This window comes from Limnohabitans sp., from assembly GCF_044361645.1.
GTDB lineage: Bacteria > Pseudomonadota > Gammaproteobacteria > Burkholderiales > Burkholderiaceae_C > Limnohabitans_A.
Genome location: NZ_JBIKIL010000019.1, coordinates 23,812 through 39,765, shown reverse-complemented (window position 1 = coordinate 39,765; position 15,954 = coordinate 23,812). Strand labels below are relative to the sequence as shown.

Below are 15,954 nucleotides of genomic sequence, written 5' to 3'. Positions count from 1 at the left end.
CACCATGACGGCCGCGCCCGCATCCAGCGCCATTTGGATGCAGGGCACGCTGGCGCGGATGCGGGTGTCTTCGGTGATGCGGCCATCCTCGGCCTGCGGCACGTTCAGGTCGGCGCGGATGAAGACGCGTTGCCCGGCGACTTGGGCCTTGCTGCACAGATCGGAAAAGCGGATGACGTTCATGAAAAAGCAAGCCCTACAACAAACAAAAAACACATTTTAAAAGCGGCGCGTGGCACCCCAGAGGCGCATTTCAAGCCAAGCGCCAACACAGCCTGAGCGCTCGCGCCTAGTCACCAGCCCAAACCCAAGCGCAAAGGCAAATAAACCGCCATGCCCGCCAAGATGGTGATCAACACATCGCGCCGCCAAAAGTAAGCGCCTGCGCCCACCGCAGCAGCGTACAAACGTGCATCTTGCCAAGTGCTGACCAACTCACCTTGCACCGTGATGATTTCGGGAACCACCACCGCCGAGAGGGCCGCAATGGGCGCGTACTGCAGGCCGCGTTGCGCCCAATTGGGCAATTGCCACGACTGGCTGGAGATGAAAAAGAAACTTCGGGTCACGACCGTGACCACGGCCAAACCCACGATGACGGCCAATGTCCACAGGTCGGTTTCGTTCATGCCGCCGCCTTGGCTGTTGGCCGGATTTTCTCGACCGTCAAGCACAGGATCACCGCCACGGCAATCGCCACCACGATGTTGAGTTTGAGTGGCAAGTGGTAAGCCACCACCGCCGCCGCACCCGCCACCAGCGCCGACAAGATGCGCATGCGCGAGCTGGCCAAGGAGCACTGGATGCCCAGCAGGCACAAGATGCCCGCAAAACCCAGTCCCCACTCAGGCGGAATGATGTTGGCCAGCGCCACGCCGAGCAAACTGGCCACGATCCAGCTGCTCCAATTCAAAAAGTAATTGCCCGCCAAATAGGCCTCTTGGCCTGTGCGCTCGGTGCCAGTGGCTCCGGGCTGGGCAAAGCGCTTGATGAACAACACATAGCTGATGTCGGCCGTGAAGTAGCCATGAAACATGCGCTGCCAACGCGGCAAGTGCATCAAATAAGGCCGCAGGTGCAGGCTGAACACCACAAAGCGCAGGTTGACGCAAAAACCGGTGGCCAAAATCACCCAAGCCGGTGCACCCGCCACCAACAGCGGAATGGCCGCCAACTGCGAGCTGCCCGCAAACACCAGCAGGGTCATGGCCACCGCCTCGAACACGCTCATGCCCGACTTGACCATGGCCACACCGGTCATCAGGCCCCAAGCGGCCACACCGGGGGCTTGCGGTGCCAAATCGCGCAGGCCTTGCCAAAACTGCGGGTCACGGTAGAGGGTCGGCCTGAAAAACATCAGGCCACCAAACGCTGACCCGGCTGCAAGGGGCAGCCGCGCAAAAAGTCGGCTGCATTCAGGCGTTTGCCACCGGGCCGCTGCAACTGGGTCAGGCACAGCTGGCCTTGGCCACAGGCCACCCGCACGCCCGACGCATCGGCGCTGAGCACGGTGCCCGCTTGTGCGGTGTGCGCCGAGGCTTCGGCCGTGGCTTGCCAAAGTTTCAGCGTTTCCACGCCCGAGGCCATGGCCAGCGGCACGGTCATGCCAGGGAAAGGGTCAAAGGCGCGGATGCGCCGCGCCAGCAAATCGGCACTCAAAGCCCAGTCGAGCGCAGCCTCGGTTTTGTCGATCTTGTGCGCGTAGTTCACACCCTCCAAGGGCTGCGGCTGGCGGGGCAACAGCGGCAGCGCAGCCAGCGCCTGCACGATGGCTTGTCCACCCAAATCAGCCAAGCGGTCGTGCAGCGTGGCGGTGGTGTCCTGGGGTGCGATGGCGCAGGGCAAGACCAGCAGCATGTCGCCGGTGTCCAGACCTGCGTCCATCTGCATGATGGTGATGCCGGTTTGCGTGTCGCCCGCCTCGATGGCGCGGTGAATCGGCGCTGCCCCACGCCAGCGCGGCAGCAAAGAGGCGTGGATGTTCAGGCAGCCTTGCGGCGGCAAGTCGAGCACCCACTGCGGCAGGATCAGGCCGTAAGCCGCCACGACCATGGCGTCGGCTTGGGCGTGCAGCAAGGTCTGGCGCGCGGCGGCGGCGTCTTCGGGGTATTTGCCGTCCAGCCGCAAGCTGCGTGGCTGGGCCACGGGCACCGCTCGGTCCAAGGCCCATTGCTTGACGGGCGAGGGCTGCAGCTTCAGGCCGCGCCCGGCGGGGCGGTCGGGCTGGGTCAGCACCAGCGCAATGGTGTGGCCGGCAAGGTGCAGGGCGGCCAGGGCCACCTGGGCAAATTCGGGCGTGCCCGCAAAAATCAGCCGCATGCCGTGCTCAGCGCCCGGCTTTTTGAGCTTTGACCATCTTGGTCTTGATGCGCCCTTGCTTGAGCGGCGAGAGGTACTCCACAAACACCTTGCCCATCAGGTGGTCCAGCTCGTGCTGTATGCAAATGGCCAGCATGCCCTCGGCCTCGATGCTGCGGCTTTGGCCATCGCGGTCCAGCGCTGCAACCTTCACTTGGGTGGCGCGCTCCACACCGTCGTAAATGCCAGGCACCGACAGGCAGCCTTCTTCGCCCTTGACGCGCTCCTCGTTCATCCAGGTGATCTCGGGGTTGATCAGCACCAAGGGCTGGTTGCGCTCTTCGGAGGTGTCGATCACCACCAAGCGCTCGTGCACATCGATTTGCGAGGCCGCCAAGCCAATGCCGCCGGCCTCGTACATGGTCTCCAGCATGTCGTCGATCAGGGCGTGGATGCGGGCGTCCACCGCTTGCACGGGTTGGGCCACCTTGTGCAGGCGGGGGTCGGGGTAGCAAAGAATGGGGAGCAGGGCCATGGCATCTGAAAGTCAAATGGGAATGGGCTTATTTTCGGTCATTTCGGCAGCCCTCAGCAGCGGCTGAGCCCAGAGTCCGTTTTGCACCCCTGAATCTGGCTGCAGCGCCCAAGATGCGCCCCCAATGCACGCTTTGGCGTGGGCCTTTGAGTCAGCTTCCCCAGCCCAAGCACACAGGCTGCCCATGGGGTGTTTGTTCTGCCCAGCAAAGCACTGGCTGGCAAAGCACTGGCTGGCGAACCCCTAGGCGCGGCCGCCTGATTGACTCACAATGCCTGAGCAGACGGCCACCCAGGCCGCACAGGGAGACATGATGCTGAACAACCCCGATCAATTGGGCGCATGGCTGCGCTTGGTGCTCACGCCCGGCGTGGGGGCAGAAAGCGCGCGGCGGCTGTTGGCGGCCTTTGGCGAACCCACGGCCTTGTTTGCGCAAACACAAGAGGCCTTGTGCCAACTGGTCAGTGCCAACCAAGCCCGCGCCTTGCTGCAAATGCCCGAGGGCTGTGCCGAACTTTTGCAAAACACCCTGAACTGGTTGCACGCCCAGGCCAGTGCCGGGGTGGCGCGCGGCGTTGTGACTTTGGGTGATGCCGACTACCCTGCCCCCTTGCTGGAGATACCCGACCCGCCTTTGATGCTGTACGCCTTGGGCCAAACCGAGCACCTGAAGCGGCTGCGGTCCGAACAAGCCTTGGCCTTGGTGGGCAGCCGAAACCCCACGCCCCAAGGCTCAGACAATGCCCAGGCTTTTGCCAGCAGCTTGGTCTGTGCTGGGCTGACCATCGTTTCGGGCATGGCGCTGGGCATCGATGGTGCTGCACACGAAGGCGCGCTGCAAGGCGCAGCGGCAGGGCAACTGGCCACCATTGCGGTGGTGGGCACGGGGCTTGACCGGGTGTACCCACGCCAGCACCGCGACTTGGCACACCGCATTGCCCAACACGGCTTGATCTTGAGCGAATACCCCTTGGGCACCCCCCCACTGGCACCCAACTTTCCGCGTCGCAACCGCTTGATCTCGGGCCTGTCACAGGCCACCTTGGTGGTCGAGGCCGCGCTGCAATCGGGCTCGCTGATCACCGCCAAACAGGCCTTGGAGCAAGGCCGCGATGTGATGGCCATTCCCGGCTCCATCCACTCGGCGCAGTCCAAGGGCTGCCATGCGCTCATCAAACAAGGGGCTAAATTGGTGGAATCTGCACAAGACGTGCTCGAAGAGCTGCGCCTGCCAGCGGCCCTGGCGCAAACAAGCCTGGACTTGGACACGAGCGATGCACCAGACTCTGATCAAGCTGACGCCAGCTCAGCAGACGTTGACGAGCGCGCCCTGCTGCGCGCCTTGGGCCACGACCCGGTGGGGCTCGATGCCTTGCAAGCGCGATGCGGCTGGCCCACGGCACAACTCCAAGCGCAGCTGTTGGAGCTGGAGCTGATGGGCCAAGTCAGCCGATTGCCCGGTGGCTTGTTTCAGCGCACTGGCTTCGCTTGAACCCTTAACCCACAATCCTTAATCCACAACCCACAACCCACAACCCACAACCCACAACCTTCAACCCGCCGAGCCCAGCGCCAGCCCCGCATGCTCGCGCAGCGGGTGAAAGTGGATTTTGGGAAAGCGCTCTTGCGCCAGCCGCACGTCGTAAGGGCTGGTGCACAAATAGGCCAGCGTGCCGGCCGCGTCCAGCGACATGCGCTGCGGGTAGGCGTTGGTGAACTCGCGCAGCTCGGCCGGGGTGTCGGCGGTGATCCAGCGCGCGCCGGTGTACTGGCAGCCCTCCAAGCGCACGTCGCAGTCGTATTCGGCTTTCAGGCGGTGCTGCACCACCTCGAACTGCAGCTGACCGATCGCGCCCAGCAGCATGGGGCCGCCGATCTCGGGTTTGAAGACCTGGATCGCGCCTTCTTCACCGAGCTGGTCCAGGCCTTGCTGCAGCTGTTTGGTGCGCAAGGGGTTTTTCAAAATCACCGTCATGAACAGCTCGGGCGCAAAAAACGGCAGGCCGGTGAACAGCAGGTTGACGCCATCGGTGATGGTGTCACCCAGCTGCACACCGCCGTGGGTGGTAAAGCCAATGATGTCGCCCGCATAGGCCTCGTCCACCGCCTCGCGGCGTTGGCTCAAAAAGGTGACCACGCTGGTGGGGCGCAGTTCTTTGGCCGTGCGCTGCACTTTGAGCTTCATGCCGGGTGTGTATTTGCCCGACGCCATGCGCACAAAGGCGATGCGGTCGCGGTGGTTGGCGTCCATGTTGGCCTGCACTTTGAAGACCACGCCCGAGAACGCGCTGTCTTCGGGCTGGATTTCTTTGACCACGGGCTGTTTGTTCACCAGCACCGAGCTGGTGCGGGGGCGCGGCGGCGGGGCCAGGTCCACCAGGGCGTCGAGCACCTCCATCACACCGAAGTTGTTCACGCCCGAGCCGAAGAACACGGGGGTCTGCTTGCCTGCCAAAAAGGCTGCTTCGTCGAACGCAGGCGATGCGCCGGTGGCCAACTCCATGCTGTCCATGGCGGTTTGCCACTCGCTGCCAAAGCGCGCCGCCAGTTGGGCCTGCTCGGTCAGGGCAATGGTTTCGAAGTCTTGCGGCAGGCGTTCGCTGCCCGAGTCGAACACCGTCATGGCCTGCGTGCGCAGGTTGACAATGCCGCCAAACGATTTGCCTTGGCCCACGGGCCAGGTCATGGGCACGCAGGGCATGCCCAGCTCGCGCTCAACCTCATCCAGGATATCGAGGGGGTCGCGCACTTCGCGGTCCATCTTGTTGACAAACGTGATGATGGGCGTGTCGCGTTGTCGGCAAACTTCAATCAGGCGGCGGGTTTGCGCCTCTACACCGTTGGCCGCGTCAATCACCATCAAGGCCGAGTCCACGGCAGTCAGCACGCGGTAGGTGTCTTCGCTGAAGTCTTTGTGGCCAGGCGTGTCGAGCAGGTTGATGACGTGATCGCGGTACAGCATCTGCATCACAGACGAAGCCACCGAGATGCCGCGCTGCTTTTCGATTTCCATCCAGTCAGACGTCGCGTGGCGCGAGGCCTTGCGCGCCTTGACCGAACCGGCGATTTGGATCGCACCTGAGAACAGCAAGAGTTTTTCGGTGAGCGTGGTTTTGCCCGCGTCGGGGTGGGAAATGATGGCAAACGTCCGGCGGCGCCGGGTTTCGTGGGCGAAGGTCACAAGGGGTCCTGAAAGTCGTGCGGGGCGTGCAGGTCGTGCAGAACGCCAAAGGGTCTGTGCGGACTCAGCCCATGCAGGCTGGCACAAAGGGCTGATTTTACCGGGCACAACAGCCCCGACACCCAAGGCTTGCGCGCAGCCTGCGCATGGCCTGCCGGTGTGTGGTGGGCCCCCGCGCGCCATGCACCCAGGGGTCGCCCGCCTAGCCTCCCCACATTCAGACATCGCTTGTTGGACATCGCTTCTCCCGATCGGCTCAGTCAGTGGCAGTCGCCAAGGAGCGGGCCGGGCTGTGCCCACCCGATACACTGCAGGGTATGAATGCGAATCTGCTCCTCCTGACGCTTTGCCAAGGCCTGTTTTTCACCAACAACGTCACTTTGATCGCCATCAATGGCTTGGTGGGTTTGTCACTCGCCCCCTTTGGCTGGATGGCCACCTTGCCGATCATGGGCTACGTGGTGGGTGCTGCGCTGTCCACCGGGCTGGTGGCCAAAAGCCAGTCGCGCTGGGGCCGTCAAGTGTCGTTTCAGTTGGGGCTGGCGGTGGCTTTGTTTTCAGCGCTGCTGGCCGCTTATGCCGCTTGGAGCCACAACTTTTGGCTGTTGGTGGCAGCCACGGTGATTGCTGGTTACTACAGCGCCAACGGCCAGCTTTACCGTTTTGCTGCCGCCGAATTGGCCGCAGACAGCTACAAAGAAAAAGCCGTCTCGCTGGTGCTGGCCGGGGGTTTGATCGGGGCCATCGTTGGCCCCAACTTGGCCTCGGGCACCCGCACCCTGTACGAGGTGCCGTTTTTGGGCGCTTACATGGCGCTGGGCATCGTGGCCATTTTGGCCATGGTGTGCATGGCCTTCATCCGCTTTCCGGCGGTGCCGGCCAAAAAACCGGGCGACAGCGCCGGGCGGCCTTTGTCCGAGATCATGCGCCAGCCGGTGTTCATCGTCGCCGCTGCAGCGGCGGCCCTCAGTTATGGCGTGATGAACCTGCTGATGGCGGCCACGCCGCTGGCCATGCAGGTCTGCGGCTTCAGCTTTGACGACGCGGCATTGGTGCTGGAGTGGCATGTGATCGGCATGTTCGCGCCGGGTTTTTTCACCGGGCACTTGATCAAAAAATTTGGCACGCTGCAGATCATGGGGGTGGGCGTGGTGATCAACTTTGCGTGCATTGCCATTGCGCTGACCGGGGTCGAGCTGCACCAGTTTTTGATCTCGCTGTTTTTGCTGGGCTTGGGCTGGAACTTCTTGTTCACCGGCAGCACCACTTTGGCCATGCAGGCCTGGACGCCGGTTGAAAAAGACCGGGGGCAGGCCGCCATCAACTTCTTTGTGTTCGCCACCATGGCGGTGACTTCATTTGCCTCAGGCGCTTTGGTGACCACGCAGGGTTGGATGTGGTTGAACGTCGGCTCTTTGCTCCCGGTGACTTTGACCGGCGCTGCGCTGGTGTGGATGGTGCTCAAGCAGCGACAGGCGCGGCAAACCGCGTCAACAGCCAAGCTTTGAGTGCACCAAACACCTGGGCGCGCGCCGGGTCGTTGAAGATCTCGTGGTACATGGCCTCAAAGCATTCGGCCTGCACCACGCTTGGCGGTGCGGCGCGGGCAAAGTCGGCGCTGGCTTGCGCATTGACCAAACGGTCTTGCCCGGCGTAGAGCAGCAAGGTGGGCACTGACCACTGCGCGGCCTCGTTCAACGTCTTCTCGCCATTTTCCAAAATCCAGGCAGCCAGCCCGGTGGCGATGCGCCGGTGCACCATCGCGTCTGCTTGGTAGGCCTGCACCACATCCGCATCGCGCGACACCCAGTCGGCCTTCAAGCCGTTGTCCACGCGCAAGTGCGGCACCAAGCGGGGCAAAGTGGCAAGCAGCAGTTTTTGCAACAGATTGGGAAAAGCCCCCAAGGCCGGAGACGACAAGACCGCCGCATCGACCGGGCGCAAGCGCTCGGCCAGGGTGCGCGCCACCACCAAGCCGCCCATGCTGTGGCCGAACAAAATGAGGGGTGTGCCCTGCAAAGAGGGGTGCTGACGGGTGTCGTCAATCACCCGGCACAAGTCGGCCTGCAAGCTGCCGGGGCGCAGCATGTCCCCGCGTGCGCCCTCTGATTGGCCGTGGCCTTGCTGGTCATAAGCACGCACCGCAAAACCCCATTGCTGCCAATGCGCCGCCACCTCGCCGTAGCGGCCAGCGTGTTCGCCCAGGCCATGCACCAAGATCACGGTGCCCAAGGGTTTGCCTGTCGGCAAGGGCCAGTCGTACACCGCCAGTTGGCCGGCCTCGCCCTGCAAAGCTGAAAGCCCAGGGCGTGCGATGGCGGGTGGCGATGTCAGGTCCATCACGGCATCCGCGCCATGACTTCGGCCACGGCGGCCGTGAGCTTCTTGGCATAAGGCACATGCAAAAACTCGTTCGGTCCGTGCGCGTTGCTCTTGGGGCCGAGCACGCCGCAGACCATCATTTGCGCTTTGGGAAAGCCCGCGCTCAGCATGTTCATGAGCGGGATGGTGCCGCCTTGGCCGATGTAACCCACGCCTGCGCCAAAGTGCGCTTGGCTGGCGGCGTTGAGGGCTTGCTCGAACCAGGGCGAGGTGTCGGGCGCGTTCCAGCCCGTTGCGCCGCCGCCCGATTCAAAAGTGACTTTGGCTTGGTAGGGCGCGTTGTCTTCCAGCAAGGCCTTCATCTCGGCCACGGCTTGGGCTGCGTCCACCAAGGGCGGCAGGCGCAGGCTGAGCTTGAAGGCGGTATAGGGCCTGAGCACATTGCCTGCGTCCTTCAAGGCGGGGAAGCCTTCGGCGCCTGTCACGCTCAAAGTGGGTGTCCAGGTGCGGTTGAGCAGGGCTTGCGTCGGGTCGGTGGTGGTGGGCAGGGCAAAGCTGGTCGAGCCGCCGCAATCGTAGTGCGCCCAGGGGAAGCGTTTGTAGACCTCGTCGCCCAAAATGGCCGCCGTGGCCTGCGCTTGCGCCAAACGCTCGGCGGGCACTTCGCAATGGAAACTGGCCGGCAGCAAGCGGCCGGTGGCGCTGTCTTCGAGGCGGTCAAGCACCTGGCGCATGATGCGAAAACTCGACGGCACCAGGCCCGAGGCGTCGCCCGAGTGGATGCCCTCGGTGAGAATTTGCACTTTGAGTGTGCCACTGGCCATGCCGCGCAGGCTGGTGGTGAGCCACAGCTGGTCGTAGTTGCCCGCGCCGCTGTCCAGGCAAATCACCAGGCCCACATCGCCCAAGCGGCTGCGCAAGGCATCCACATAGGGCATCAGGTCATAAGAGCCCGACTCTTCGCAGGTCTCGATCAGGCCGACGATGCGCGGGTGCGGTGTGTTCTGGCTTTTCAGCGCCTGCACGGCGGCGATGCTGGCGTACACCGCATAGCCGTCGTCTGCACCGCCCCGGCCATACAGCTTGCCGTCCTCCAGAACCGGGGTCCAAGGGCCAAGATCCTTGCGCCAGCCGTTGAACTCGGGTTGCTTGTCCAGGTGGCCGTACATCAACACCGTCTGGCCCGAACCCTCGCTGGCGGCGCGCGTGGCCGCCACTTCAAAAAACATGACCGGCGTGCGCCCGGGCAGCGCGATGACCTCCAGCGTCAGCCCGGGCACTTTTTGCGCCTCAACCCATTGCGCGGCGCGCCGCATCACCTGGGCGATGTGGCCGTGCGCGGCCCAATCGGCATCAAAGGCGGGCGACTTGGCCGGGATCTCGATGTAATTTTTCAGCTCGGGCAGGATGGTGCTGTCCCAAGCTTGGGTGACTTCGCTCAAAGCGCGGGCGCTGTCGAGATGGCCGACGGGCATTTCACGGTGCAAGGCTTTGTTCATGGCGGGGCTGTCCTCATGGGGCATAAAAGTAACCACTTTAGCCCTTTTGAGTGGGACTGACCACGCCCAGCTTGCGCCGCCGTGACAAGCCCCACCGGCATGGCCCGAAATTGTGGCGCGGTGAAAACTGCCGCCCTGCTGGTCATGCTGCCTTGTTTGCCAAGACGCGCTGCATTGCGTCCTGTGCAGCGGCCTGTCATGCGCTGTTTTTTTCATGGCCGGCTGTTTCACCGCATCCCGGGCAAAGACCCCGAAGCCAGCGGACGCTGCTGCCCTTTGCCCATGGCCACTGCTGGGGCTGAGTCTCGGATCGAACCCGCGCTGACCCAAAAAGCAAGCGGGGGCACCCCCAATGTCCGGTGTTCCGGATCAAGTCTGGGGCGACAAAACCCATGCGTGCGTGCGGGCCTGACTGGGCGGAACTGGGCTGGACCTTGGCGGCACTGGAAACGGTCATGGGCAGGCCATGCTGAGGGCGCATGACCGATCGTTGTTAAAGTCTATGGCATCCCAGCCGATGACAGGGCTGAGACCGACAGCAAATGGGACTCACAAAATCAGCCGATGGACAAGCGGCCTCAGAGACAACACCATGCATGCCAAAATCGCCGCCAATCCCAATCTGTACTTGTTTGAAAAGTTCGAGGCCGGGGTGATCCATCTGGACGCTCAGCGCAAAGTCTTGGCCATGAACGACTATGCGCGACGGGTTTTGCCGGTGCAAGACAAGCAGCCTTTTGACAAGCTCGTCACCTCGTTTCACCCCGAACGCTCCAAGCCCAAGGTCAATTTTTTGCTGGACGAAGCCTCGGGCTGCCCCATGGCCAACGCGGTGCCGATGACCATGATCATCAACATCCCGGAGCAGGTGTTGCTGATCAAGGTCAGCCGACTGGGCGATGCGCGGGGCGACACCACCGGTTTTGCCCTGGTGTTTTACGACGTGACGCAGTTGGTCAGCCAAGCGCCGGTCATGGCCGAACCCATGGCCCCCAAGCTGTTGGCAAGTGCGCCCAAAAACATGCGCCTGTCGCGCATTCCCTTGGTGGCCGATCACAAGGTGTCCTTTGTGGACACCGCCGATGTGCTCAGTCTGGAGTCTCAAGCGCACTCCACCCGGGTGCTGACCCGCGAGGGTTACCAGTTCTGCAACCTGAGCATTGGTGATTTGGCACTGCGCCTGGACCCTGCCCAGTTCATTCGGGTGCACCGCTGTTTCATTGTCAACCTGCAGGCGGTGCAGTCCTTGGGGCGTGAGGGCGGCAAAACCCATGTGGTTCTGAAAGGCAAAAGTGCTGCCAACGTCCCGGTTTCGCGCGGTGAAGTGGGGCGTTTGCGCGAAGCGCTGGGACTGGGCTGAACCCGTTTGCGGCTCACAGCGCCAAAGCTCAGGCAAAAGCATCTACACCCCCGGGTATTTCTGCGCCCAAACCAGGGTAAACACTGAGGTTGAGAGCCCCTAGGACATTCCCTGATTGCCAAAGTCAGAAAAGTCTGAAGCGTGCATTTCGTGCGCGATTAAGTGTATTTCGTGCAATAAAACAACCATTGAATGACGAATTTGGCCAAAACCTAACTGCGCGGTCGGAAAAGGACTCGACACCATACTGACATGGTCTTGCGGTGCAATGTCTTGCACCTTTTTGCAGAACCACAGGAGACCTTCGATGATTCCACCGCGTTTTGAATACCACGCCCCCAAAACCGTCGGCGAGGCCGTGGCCTTGCTCGGCCAATTGGGCTCTGAGGCCAAGCTGCTGGCGGGTGGCCACAGTTTGCTGCCCATGATGAAACTGCGATTTGCAGCGCCCGAGCACCTGATCGACATCAACCGCATTCCCGAACTCAAGGGCATCCGCGAAGAAGGCGCCACCGTGGTCATCGGGGCCATGACGGTTGAAAACGAGCTGATCAGCTCGCCCATCTTGCAGGCCAAAGTGCCCTTGCTGTGTGAAGCGGCCAAGCTGATCGCCGACCCGCAGGTGCGCAACCGCGGCACGATCGGTGGCGACATCGCCCACGGCGACCCCGGCAACGACCACCCTGCGCTGTCCATCGTGATCGACGCCTCGTTTGTGCTGGAAGGCCCAAACGGCCGCCGCACCGTGGCGGCCGATGGTTTTTTCCTCGGCACCTACATGACCCAACTCGAAGAGAACGAGGTCATGTGCGAGATCCGCGTGCCCGCTTTCGCCGCAGGCACAGGCTACGCCTACGAAAAACTCAAGCGCAAGACCGGCGACTGGGCCACGGCCGGATGCGCCATCGTGATCCGCAAGTCGGGCGACCAGGTCAGCCATGTGCGCGTTGCCCTGACCAACGTGGCCCCGGCCGCGCTGCGCGTCGAGGCCGCCGAGGCCGCACTGCTGAACAAACCCTTCACGGCTGCCACCGTGCAAGCGGCGGCCGATGCCGCGATTGCCGCCTGTGACCCCGCAGAAGACCTGCGCGGCGACATTGAGTACAAAACCGCGATGGCCGGTGAGATGGTCAAGCGCGCCCTGAACAAAGCCTGGGCGCGCTGCGCCTGACCCTTAAGGAAACACACCATGACCAAAAAACTCATCTCCGTCACCGTGAACGGCAAGAAAGAAGAAAAAGCCGTGGAGCCGCGCACCCTGCTGATCCACTTTCTGCGCGAAGAACTCAACCTGACCGGCGCGCACATTGGCTGCGAAACCAGCCACTGCGGCGTCTGCACCGTGGACATCGACGGCCAATCGGTCAAATCCTGCACGCATTTGGCGATTCAGTGCGATGGCTCGGAAGTGCTCACCGTCGAAGGCCTGGCCAACAAGGGCGTGTTGCACGCGGTGCAAGAAGGCTTTTACAAAGAGCATGGCTTGCAGTGCGGCTTTTGCACCCCCGGCATGCTGATGCGCGCCTACCGCTTCTTGCAAGAAAACCCCAACCCCAGCGAAGACGAAATCCGCCACGGCATGGCCGGCAACCTGTGCCGCTGCACCGGCTACCAAAACATCATCAAAGCCGTCCAGTACGCCGCCAAAAAACTGCAAGAGCCCGTTGCGGCTTGAAGCACCAACCCATTTAATCGGAGACACACATGAACGCACCGGTACTTTCCGCTGAAGCCCGCGAACTCGCGCTGGCTGGCATGGGCGCTTCGCGCCTGCGCAAAGAAGACGCCCGCTTTATCCAAGGCAAGGGCAACTACGTGGACGACATCAAGATGCCCGGCATGCTGCACATGGACATCGTGCGCTCGCCGATTGCCCACGGCCGCATCGTCAAGATCAACAAAGAAGCCGCCTTGGCCATGCCCGGCGTGCACGCCGTGCTGACCGCCGACGACCTGAAGCCCCTCAAGCTGCACTGGATGCCCACTTTGGCCGGTGACGTGGCCGCTGTGCTGGCCGACGAGAAGGTGCACTTCCAGATGCAAGAAGTGGCCATCGTCATCGCCGACGACCGCTACATCGCGGCCGACGCGGTCGAGGCCGTGGAAGTGGAATACGAAGAGCTGCCGGTGGTGATGGACCCTTACGCCGCATTGCAGCCGGGCGCACCGGTCATCCGCGACGACTTGGCCGGCAAGACCGAAGGCGCACACGGCAAACGCGAGCACCACAACCACATCTTCACTTGGGACGCGGGCGACAAGGCCGCTGCCGACGCCGCTTTTGACAAGGCCGAAGTGACCGTGTCGCAGCACATGTACTACCCCCGCGTGCACCCCTGCCCGCTGGAGACTTGCGGTTGCGTGGCCTCGTTCGACCCGATCAAGGGCGACTTGACCACCTTCATCACCTCACAAGCGCCGCATGTGGTGCGCACCGTGGTGTCCATGCTCTCGGGCATTCCCGAATCCAAAGTCCGCATCGTCAGCCCCGACATCGGTGGCGGCTTTGGCAACAAGGTCGGCATTTACCCCGGTTATGTCTGCGCCATCGTCTCGTCCATCGTGCTGGGCCGCCCGGTCAAGTGGGTGGAAGACCGCATTGAAAACATCTCGTCCACCGCCTTTGCCCGCGACTACCACATGGACGGCGAATTGGCCGCGACCGCCGACGGCAAGATCACCGGCCTGCGCGTGAACGTGGTGGCCGACCACGGCGCGTTTGACGCTTGTGCCGACCCGACCAAATTCCCTGCTGGCATGTTCCACATCGTCTCGGGCTCGTATGACATCCCCGCTGCGCACGCCAGTGTGAAAGGTGTTTACACCAACAAGGCCCCCGGTGGCGTGGCCTACCGCTGCTCCTTCCGCGTGACCGAAGCGGTGTATTTGATCGAGCGCATGGTCGACGTGCTGGCGCAAAAACTGGGCATGGACAAGGCCGCGATCCGCGCCAAGAACTTCATCAAGAAAGAACAGTTCCCTTACCGCAGCGCGTTTGGCTTCGATTTCGATTCCGGCGACTACCAAACGGCACTCGACAAAGTGCTGGAAGCGGTGGACTACAAAGGCCTGCGCGCCGAACAAGCGGCCAAGCGCGCCGACCCGAACAGCCCCACCCTGATGGGCATTGGCTTGGTGACCTTCACCGAAGTCGTGGGTGCCGGGCCTTCCAAGATTTGCGACATCTTGGGCGTGGGCATGTTCGATTCGTGTGAAATCCGCATCCACCCCACCGGCAGCGCGATTGCGCGCATGGGCACGATCACACAAGGCCAGGGCCACCAGACCACCTATGCGCAGATCATCGCCACCGAGTTGGGCATTCCGTCTGAAGTGATTCAGGTGGAAGAGGGCGACACCAGCACAGCACCTTATGGCTTGGGCACTTACGGCTCGCGCTCCACGCCCGTGGCCGGTGCCGCCATCGCTTTGGCGGCTCGAAAAATCCACGCCAAGGCCCGCAAGATTGCGGCCCACATGCTCGAAGTCAACGAGAACGACCTGGACTGGGAAGTCGACCGCTTCAAGGTCAAGGGCGACGACAGCAAATTCAAAACCATGGCCGAGGTGGCTTGGCAGGCTTACCACCAGCCACCAGACGGTTTGGAGCCCGGCCTGGAGGCCGTGCATTACTACGACCCACCGAACTTCACCTTCCCGTTTGGCATCTACCTGTGTGTGGTCGACATCGACCGCGCCACCGGCGAGACCAAGGTCCGCCGCTTTTATGCGCTGGACGACTGCGGCACCCGCATCAACCCGATGATCATCGAAGGCCAAATCCACGGCGGTTTGACCGAAGGTTTTGCCGTGGCCATGGGCCAGCAAATGCCGTTTGATGCGCAGGGCAACTTGCTGGGCAACACGCTGATGGACTACTTCTTGCCCACCTTCGTGGAAACTCCGCATTGGGAAACCGACCATACCGTGACGCCCTCGCCGCACCACCCGCTGGGCGCCAAGGGCGTGGCCGAGTCGCCCCACGTGGGCTCGATCCCCACCTTCACCTCGGCCGTGGTGGACGCTTTCTCGCATTTGGGGGTCACGCACCTGGACATGCCACACAACGCTTTCCGCACCTGGAAAGCGCTGCGCGAGCACGGCGCTGCACTTTGATCAGGAAAGAACATGGAAGTCAAACTCGACAAACAGTACCCACTCGATGTGGACGCGGCACGGGCCTGGGCCCTGCTGACCGACCTGAAGGCCACGGCCAATTGCATGCCCGGCGCAGAGATCACCGAACAACTGTCTGAGACCTCGTTCAAGGGCGGTGTCAAGGTCAAGGTCGGCCCGACCGTGGCCCAGTTCGGTGGCACGGTGGACGTGGTCGAATCGGTGCCAGCCGAGCGCAAGATGGTGTTGCGCGGCAAGGGGGCCGACAAGGGCGGCTCCTCGGCCTCTATGGACCTGACGGCCATCATCACCGCCGACCCGGCCAACCCGGCACATTGCGTGCTGAACGGCCAAGCGGCAGTGATTGTGAACGGCAAGTTCGCGCAGTTCGGTGGCCGCATGATGGTGCAGGTGTCCGACATGCTGCTGGCGCAGTTTGTCGAGAACTTCCGCCAGACCGCGCTCACCTTGCCTGCGGCCGAGGGTTCACCAGCGGCTGCACCGGTTGCCGGTGGAGACGCATCTGCCAGCGCACCAGCCGCCGCAAAGGCCCCCGTGGTGGCCCGCGAGATCAATGGCTTGGCCATCTTCTGGGCGCTGGTCAAGGGCTGGTTCAGCGGTCTGCTGGGCAAGAAAGCTTGAG

15 protein-coding genes are annotated in these 15,954 nt (G+C 62.7%); 7 read left to right on the top strand and 8 right to left on the bottom strand.

Features of this window, described 5'->3' with window-relative positions; genetic code table 11:
* The 5 genes from pgk to def form a co-directional block, all read right to left on the bottom strand.
* A partial coding sequence (gene pgk, locus ACIQ39_RS04980; protein WP_396433502.1) for a phosphoglycerate kinase occupies positions 1-183 on the bottom strand: 183 nt, incomplete at its 3' end.
* Between the two features lie 110 nt (positions 184-293).
* Positions 294-629 (bottom strand): AzlD domain-containing protein, encoded by a 336-nt coding sequence (locus ACIQ39_RS04975; protein WP_396433501.1) that lies wholly within the window; start codon positions 627-629, stop codon positions 294-296.
* Positions 626-1,357, bottom strand: coding sequence for an AzlC family ABC transporter permease (locus tag ACIQ39_RS04970; RefSeq protein WP_396433500.1), 732 nt, complete (start codon positions 1,355-1,357; stop codon positions 626-628). Before ACIQ39_RS04970 ends, ACIQ39_RS04975 begins: the two co-directional genes overlap by 4 nt.
* Positions 1,357-2,319, bottom strand: coding sequence for a methionyl-tRNA formyltransferase (gene fmt, locus ACIQ39_RS04965; RefSeq protein WP_396433499.1), 963 nt, complete (start codon positions 2,317-2,319; stop codon positions 1,357-1,359). The genes ACIQ39_RS04970 and fmt overlap by 1 nt, the downstream gene beginning before the upstream one ends.
* 7 nt (positions 2,320-2,326) lie before the next feature.
* Complete coding sequence (gene def, locus ACIQ39_RS04960) at positions 2,327-2,833, bottom strand: peptide deformylase (RefSeq protein WP_396433498.1); 507 nt, start codon at positions 2,831-2,833, stop codon at positions 2,327-2,329.
* 271 nt (positions 2,834-3,104) lie between these two features.
* On the opposite strand from def, the gene dprA reads away from it, so the two are divergent.
* The gene (gene dprA / locus ACIQ39_RS04955) at positions 3,105-4,325 is read left to right on the top strand and encodes a DNA-processing protein DprA (RefSeq protein ID WP_396433497.1); all 1,221 of its coding nucleotides are present in this window, start codon (positions 3,105-3,107) and stop codon (positions 4,323-4,325) included.
* Positions 4,326-4,385: 60 nt separating this feature from the next.
* On the opposite strand, the gene ACIQ39_RS04950 is transcribed toward dprA, so the two are convergent.
* Positions 4,386-6,014 (bottom strand): peptide chain release factor 3, encoded by a 1,629-nt coding sequence (locus ACIQ39_RS04950; protein ID WP_396433496.1) that lies wholly within the window; start codon positions 6,012-6,014, stop codon positions 4,386-4,388.
* 317 nt (positions 6,015-6,331) lie between these two features.
* Here ACIQ39_RS04950 and ACIQ39_RS04945 point away from each other — a divergent pair, with 317 nt between their 5' ends.
* Positions 6,332-7,522, top strand: coding sequence for an MFS transporter (locus tag ACIQ39_RS04945; protein ID WP_396433495.1), 1,191 nt, complete (start codon positions 6,332-6,334; stop codon positions 7,520-7,522).
* Here ACIQ39_RS04945 and ACIQ39_RS04940 read toward each other — a convergent pair.
* Both ACIQ39_RS04940 and ACIQ39_RS04935 read right to left on the bottom strand, forming a co-directional pair.
* Positions 7,476-8,354, bottom strand: a complete 879-nt coding sequence (locus ACIQ39_RS04940) for a lysophospholipase (RefSeq protein WP_396433494.1) — start codon at positions 8,352-8,354, stop codon at positions 7,476-7,478. The two genes, ACIQ39_RS04945 and ACIQ39_RS04940, sit on opposite strands and share 47 nt — an antisense overlap.
* Positions 8,354-9,835, bottom strand: a complete 1,482-nt coding sequence (locus tag ACIQ39_RS04935) for a M20 family metallopeptidase (RefSeq protein ID WP_396433493.1) — start codon at positions 9,833-9,835, stop codon at positions 8,354-8,356. The genes ACIQ39_RS04940 and ACIQ39_RS04935 overlap by 1 nt, the downstream gene beginning before the upstream one ends.
* Positions 9,836-10,427: 592 nt before the next feature.
* Between ACIQ39_RS04935 and ACIQ39_RS04930 the strand changes: the two genes are divergently transcribed.
* The 5 genes from ACIQ39_RS04930 (at position 10,428) to ACIQ39_RS04910 (ending at position 15,953) form a co-directional block, all read left to right on the top strand.
* On the top strand, positions 10,428-11,195 hold the full coding sequence (locus ACIQ39_RS04930) for a LytTR family transcriptional regulator DNA-binding domain-containing protein (protein WP_396433492.1): 768 nt from the start codon (positions 10,428-10,430) through the stop codon (positions 11,193-11,195).
* 307 nt (positions 11,196-11,502) lie between these two features.
* Positions 11,503-12,366, top strand: a complete 864-nt coding sequence (locus tag ACIQ39_RS04925) for an FAD binding domain-containing protein (protein WP_396433491.1) — start codon at positions 11,503-11,505, stop codon at positions 12,364-12,366.
* 18 nt (positions 12,367-12,384) lie between these two features.
* On the top strand, positions 12,385-12,870 hold the full coding sequence (locus ACIQ39_RS04920; RefSeq protein WP_396433490.1) for a (2Fe-2S)-binding protein: 486 nt from the start codon (positions 12,385-12,387) through the stop codon (positions 12,868-12,870).
* A gap of 29 nt (positions 12,871-12,899) precedes the next feature.
* Positions 12,900-15,311 (top strand): aerobic carbon-monoxide dehydrogenase large subunit, encoded by a 2,412-nt coding sequence (locus ACIQ39_RS04915; RefSeq protein ID WP_396433489.1) that lies wholly within the window; start codon positions 12,900-12,902, stop codon positions 15,309-15,311.
* Positions 15,312-15,323: 12 nt separating this feature from the next.
* A complete protein-coding gene (locus ACIQ39_RS04910) occupies positions 15,324-15,953 on the top strand; it encodes a CoxG family protein (RefSeq protein ID WP_396433488.1) in 630 nt (209 codons plus the stop codon).
* The last annotated feature ends 1 nt before the right edge of the window (position 15,954 follow it).

Excerpts from the sequence above, each read along its gene's own strand:
- ACIQ39_RS04920 (WP_396433490.1), top strand. The coding sequence starts at position 12,385 with ATGACCAAAAAACTCATCTCCGTCACCGTGAACGGCAAGAAAGAAGAA.
- ACIQ39_RS04915 (WP_396433489.1), top strand. The coding sequence starts at position 12,900 with ATGAACGCACCGGTACTTTCCGCTGAAGCCCGCGAACTCGCGCTGGCT.
- ACIQ39_RS04910 (WP_396433488.1), top strand. The coding sequence starts at position 15,324 with ATGGAAGTCAAACTCGACAAACAGTACCCACTCGATGTGGACGCGGCA.
- ACIQ39_RS04970 (WP_396433500.1), bottom strand. The coding sequence starts at position 1,357 with ATGTTTTTCAGGCCGACCCTCTACCGTGACCCGCAGTTTTGGCAAGGC.
- ACIQ39_RS04975 (WP_396433501.1), bottom strand. The coding sequence starts at position 629 with ATGAACGAAACCGACCTGTGGACATTGGCCGTCATCGTGGGTTTGGCC.
- dprA (WP_396433497.1), top strand. The coding sequence starts at position 3,105 with ATGCCTGAGCAGACGGCCACCCAGGCCGCACAGGGAGACATGATGCTG.
- ACIQ39_RS04940 (WP_396433494.1), bottom strand. The coding sequence starts at position 8,354 with ATGGACCTGACATCGCCACCCGCCATCGCACGCCCTGGGCTTTCAGCT.
- fmt (WP_396433499.1), bottom strand. The coding sequence starts at position 2,319 with ATGCGGCTGATTTTTGCGGGCACGCCCGAATTTGCCCAGGTGGCCCTG.
- ACIQ39_RS04935 (WP_396433493.1), bottom strand. The coding sequence starts at position 9,835 with ATGAACAAAGCCTTGCACCGTGAAATGCCCGTCGGCCATCTCGACAGC.
- ACIQ39_RS04945 (WP_396433495.1), top strand. The coding sequence starts at position 6,332 with ATGAATGCGAATCTGCTCCTCCTGACGCTTTGCCAAGGCCTGTTTTTC.
- def (WP_396433498.1), bottom strand. The coding sequence starts at position 2,833 with ATGGCCCTGCTCCCCATTCTTTGCTACCCCGACCCCCGCCTGCACAAG.
- ACIQ39_RS04930 (WP_396433492.1), top strand. The coding sequence starts at position 10,428 with ATGCATGCCAAAATCGCCGCCAATCCCAATCTGTACTTGTTTGAAAAG.
- ACIQ39_RS04925 (WP_396433491.1), top strand. The coding sequence starts at position 11,503 with ATGATTCCACCGCGTTTTGAATACCACGCCCCCAAAACCGTCGGCGAG.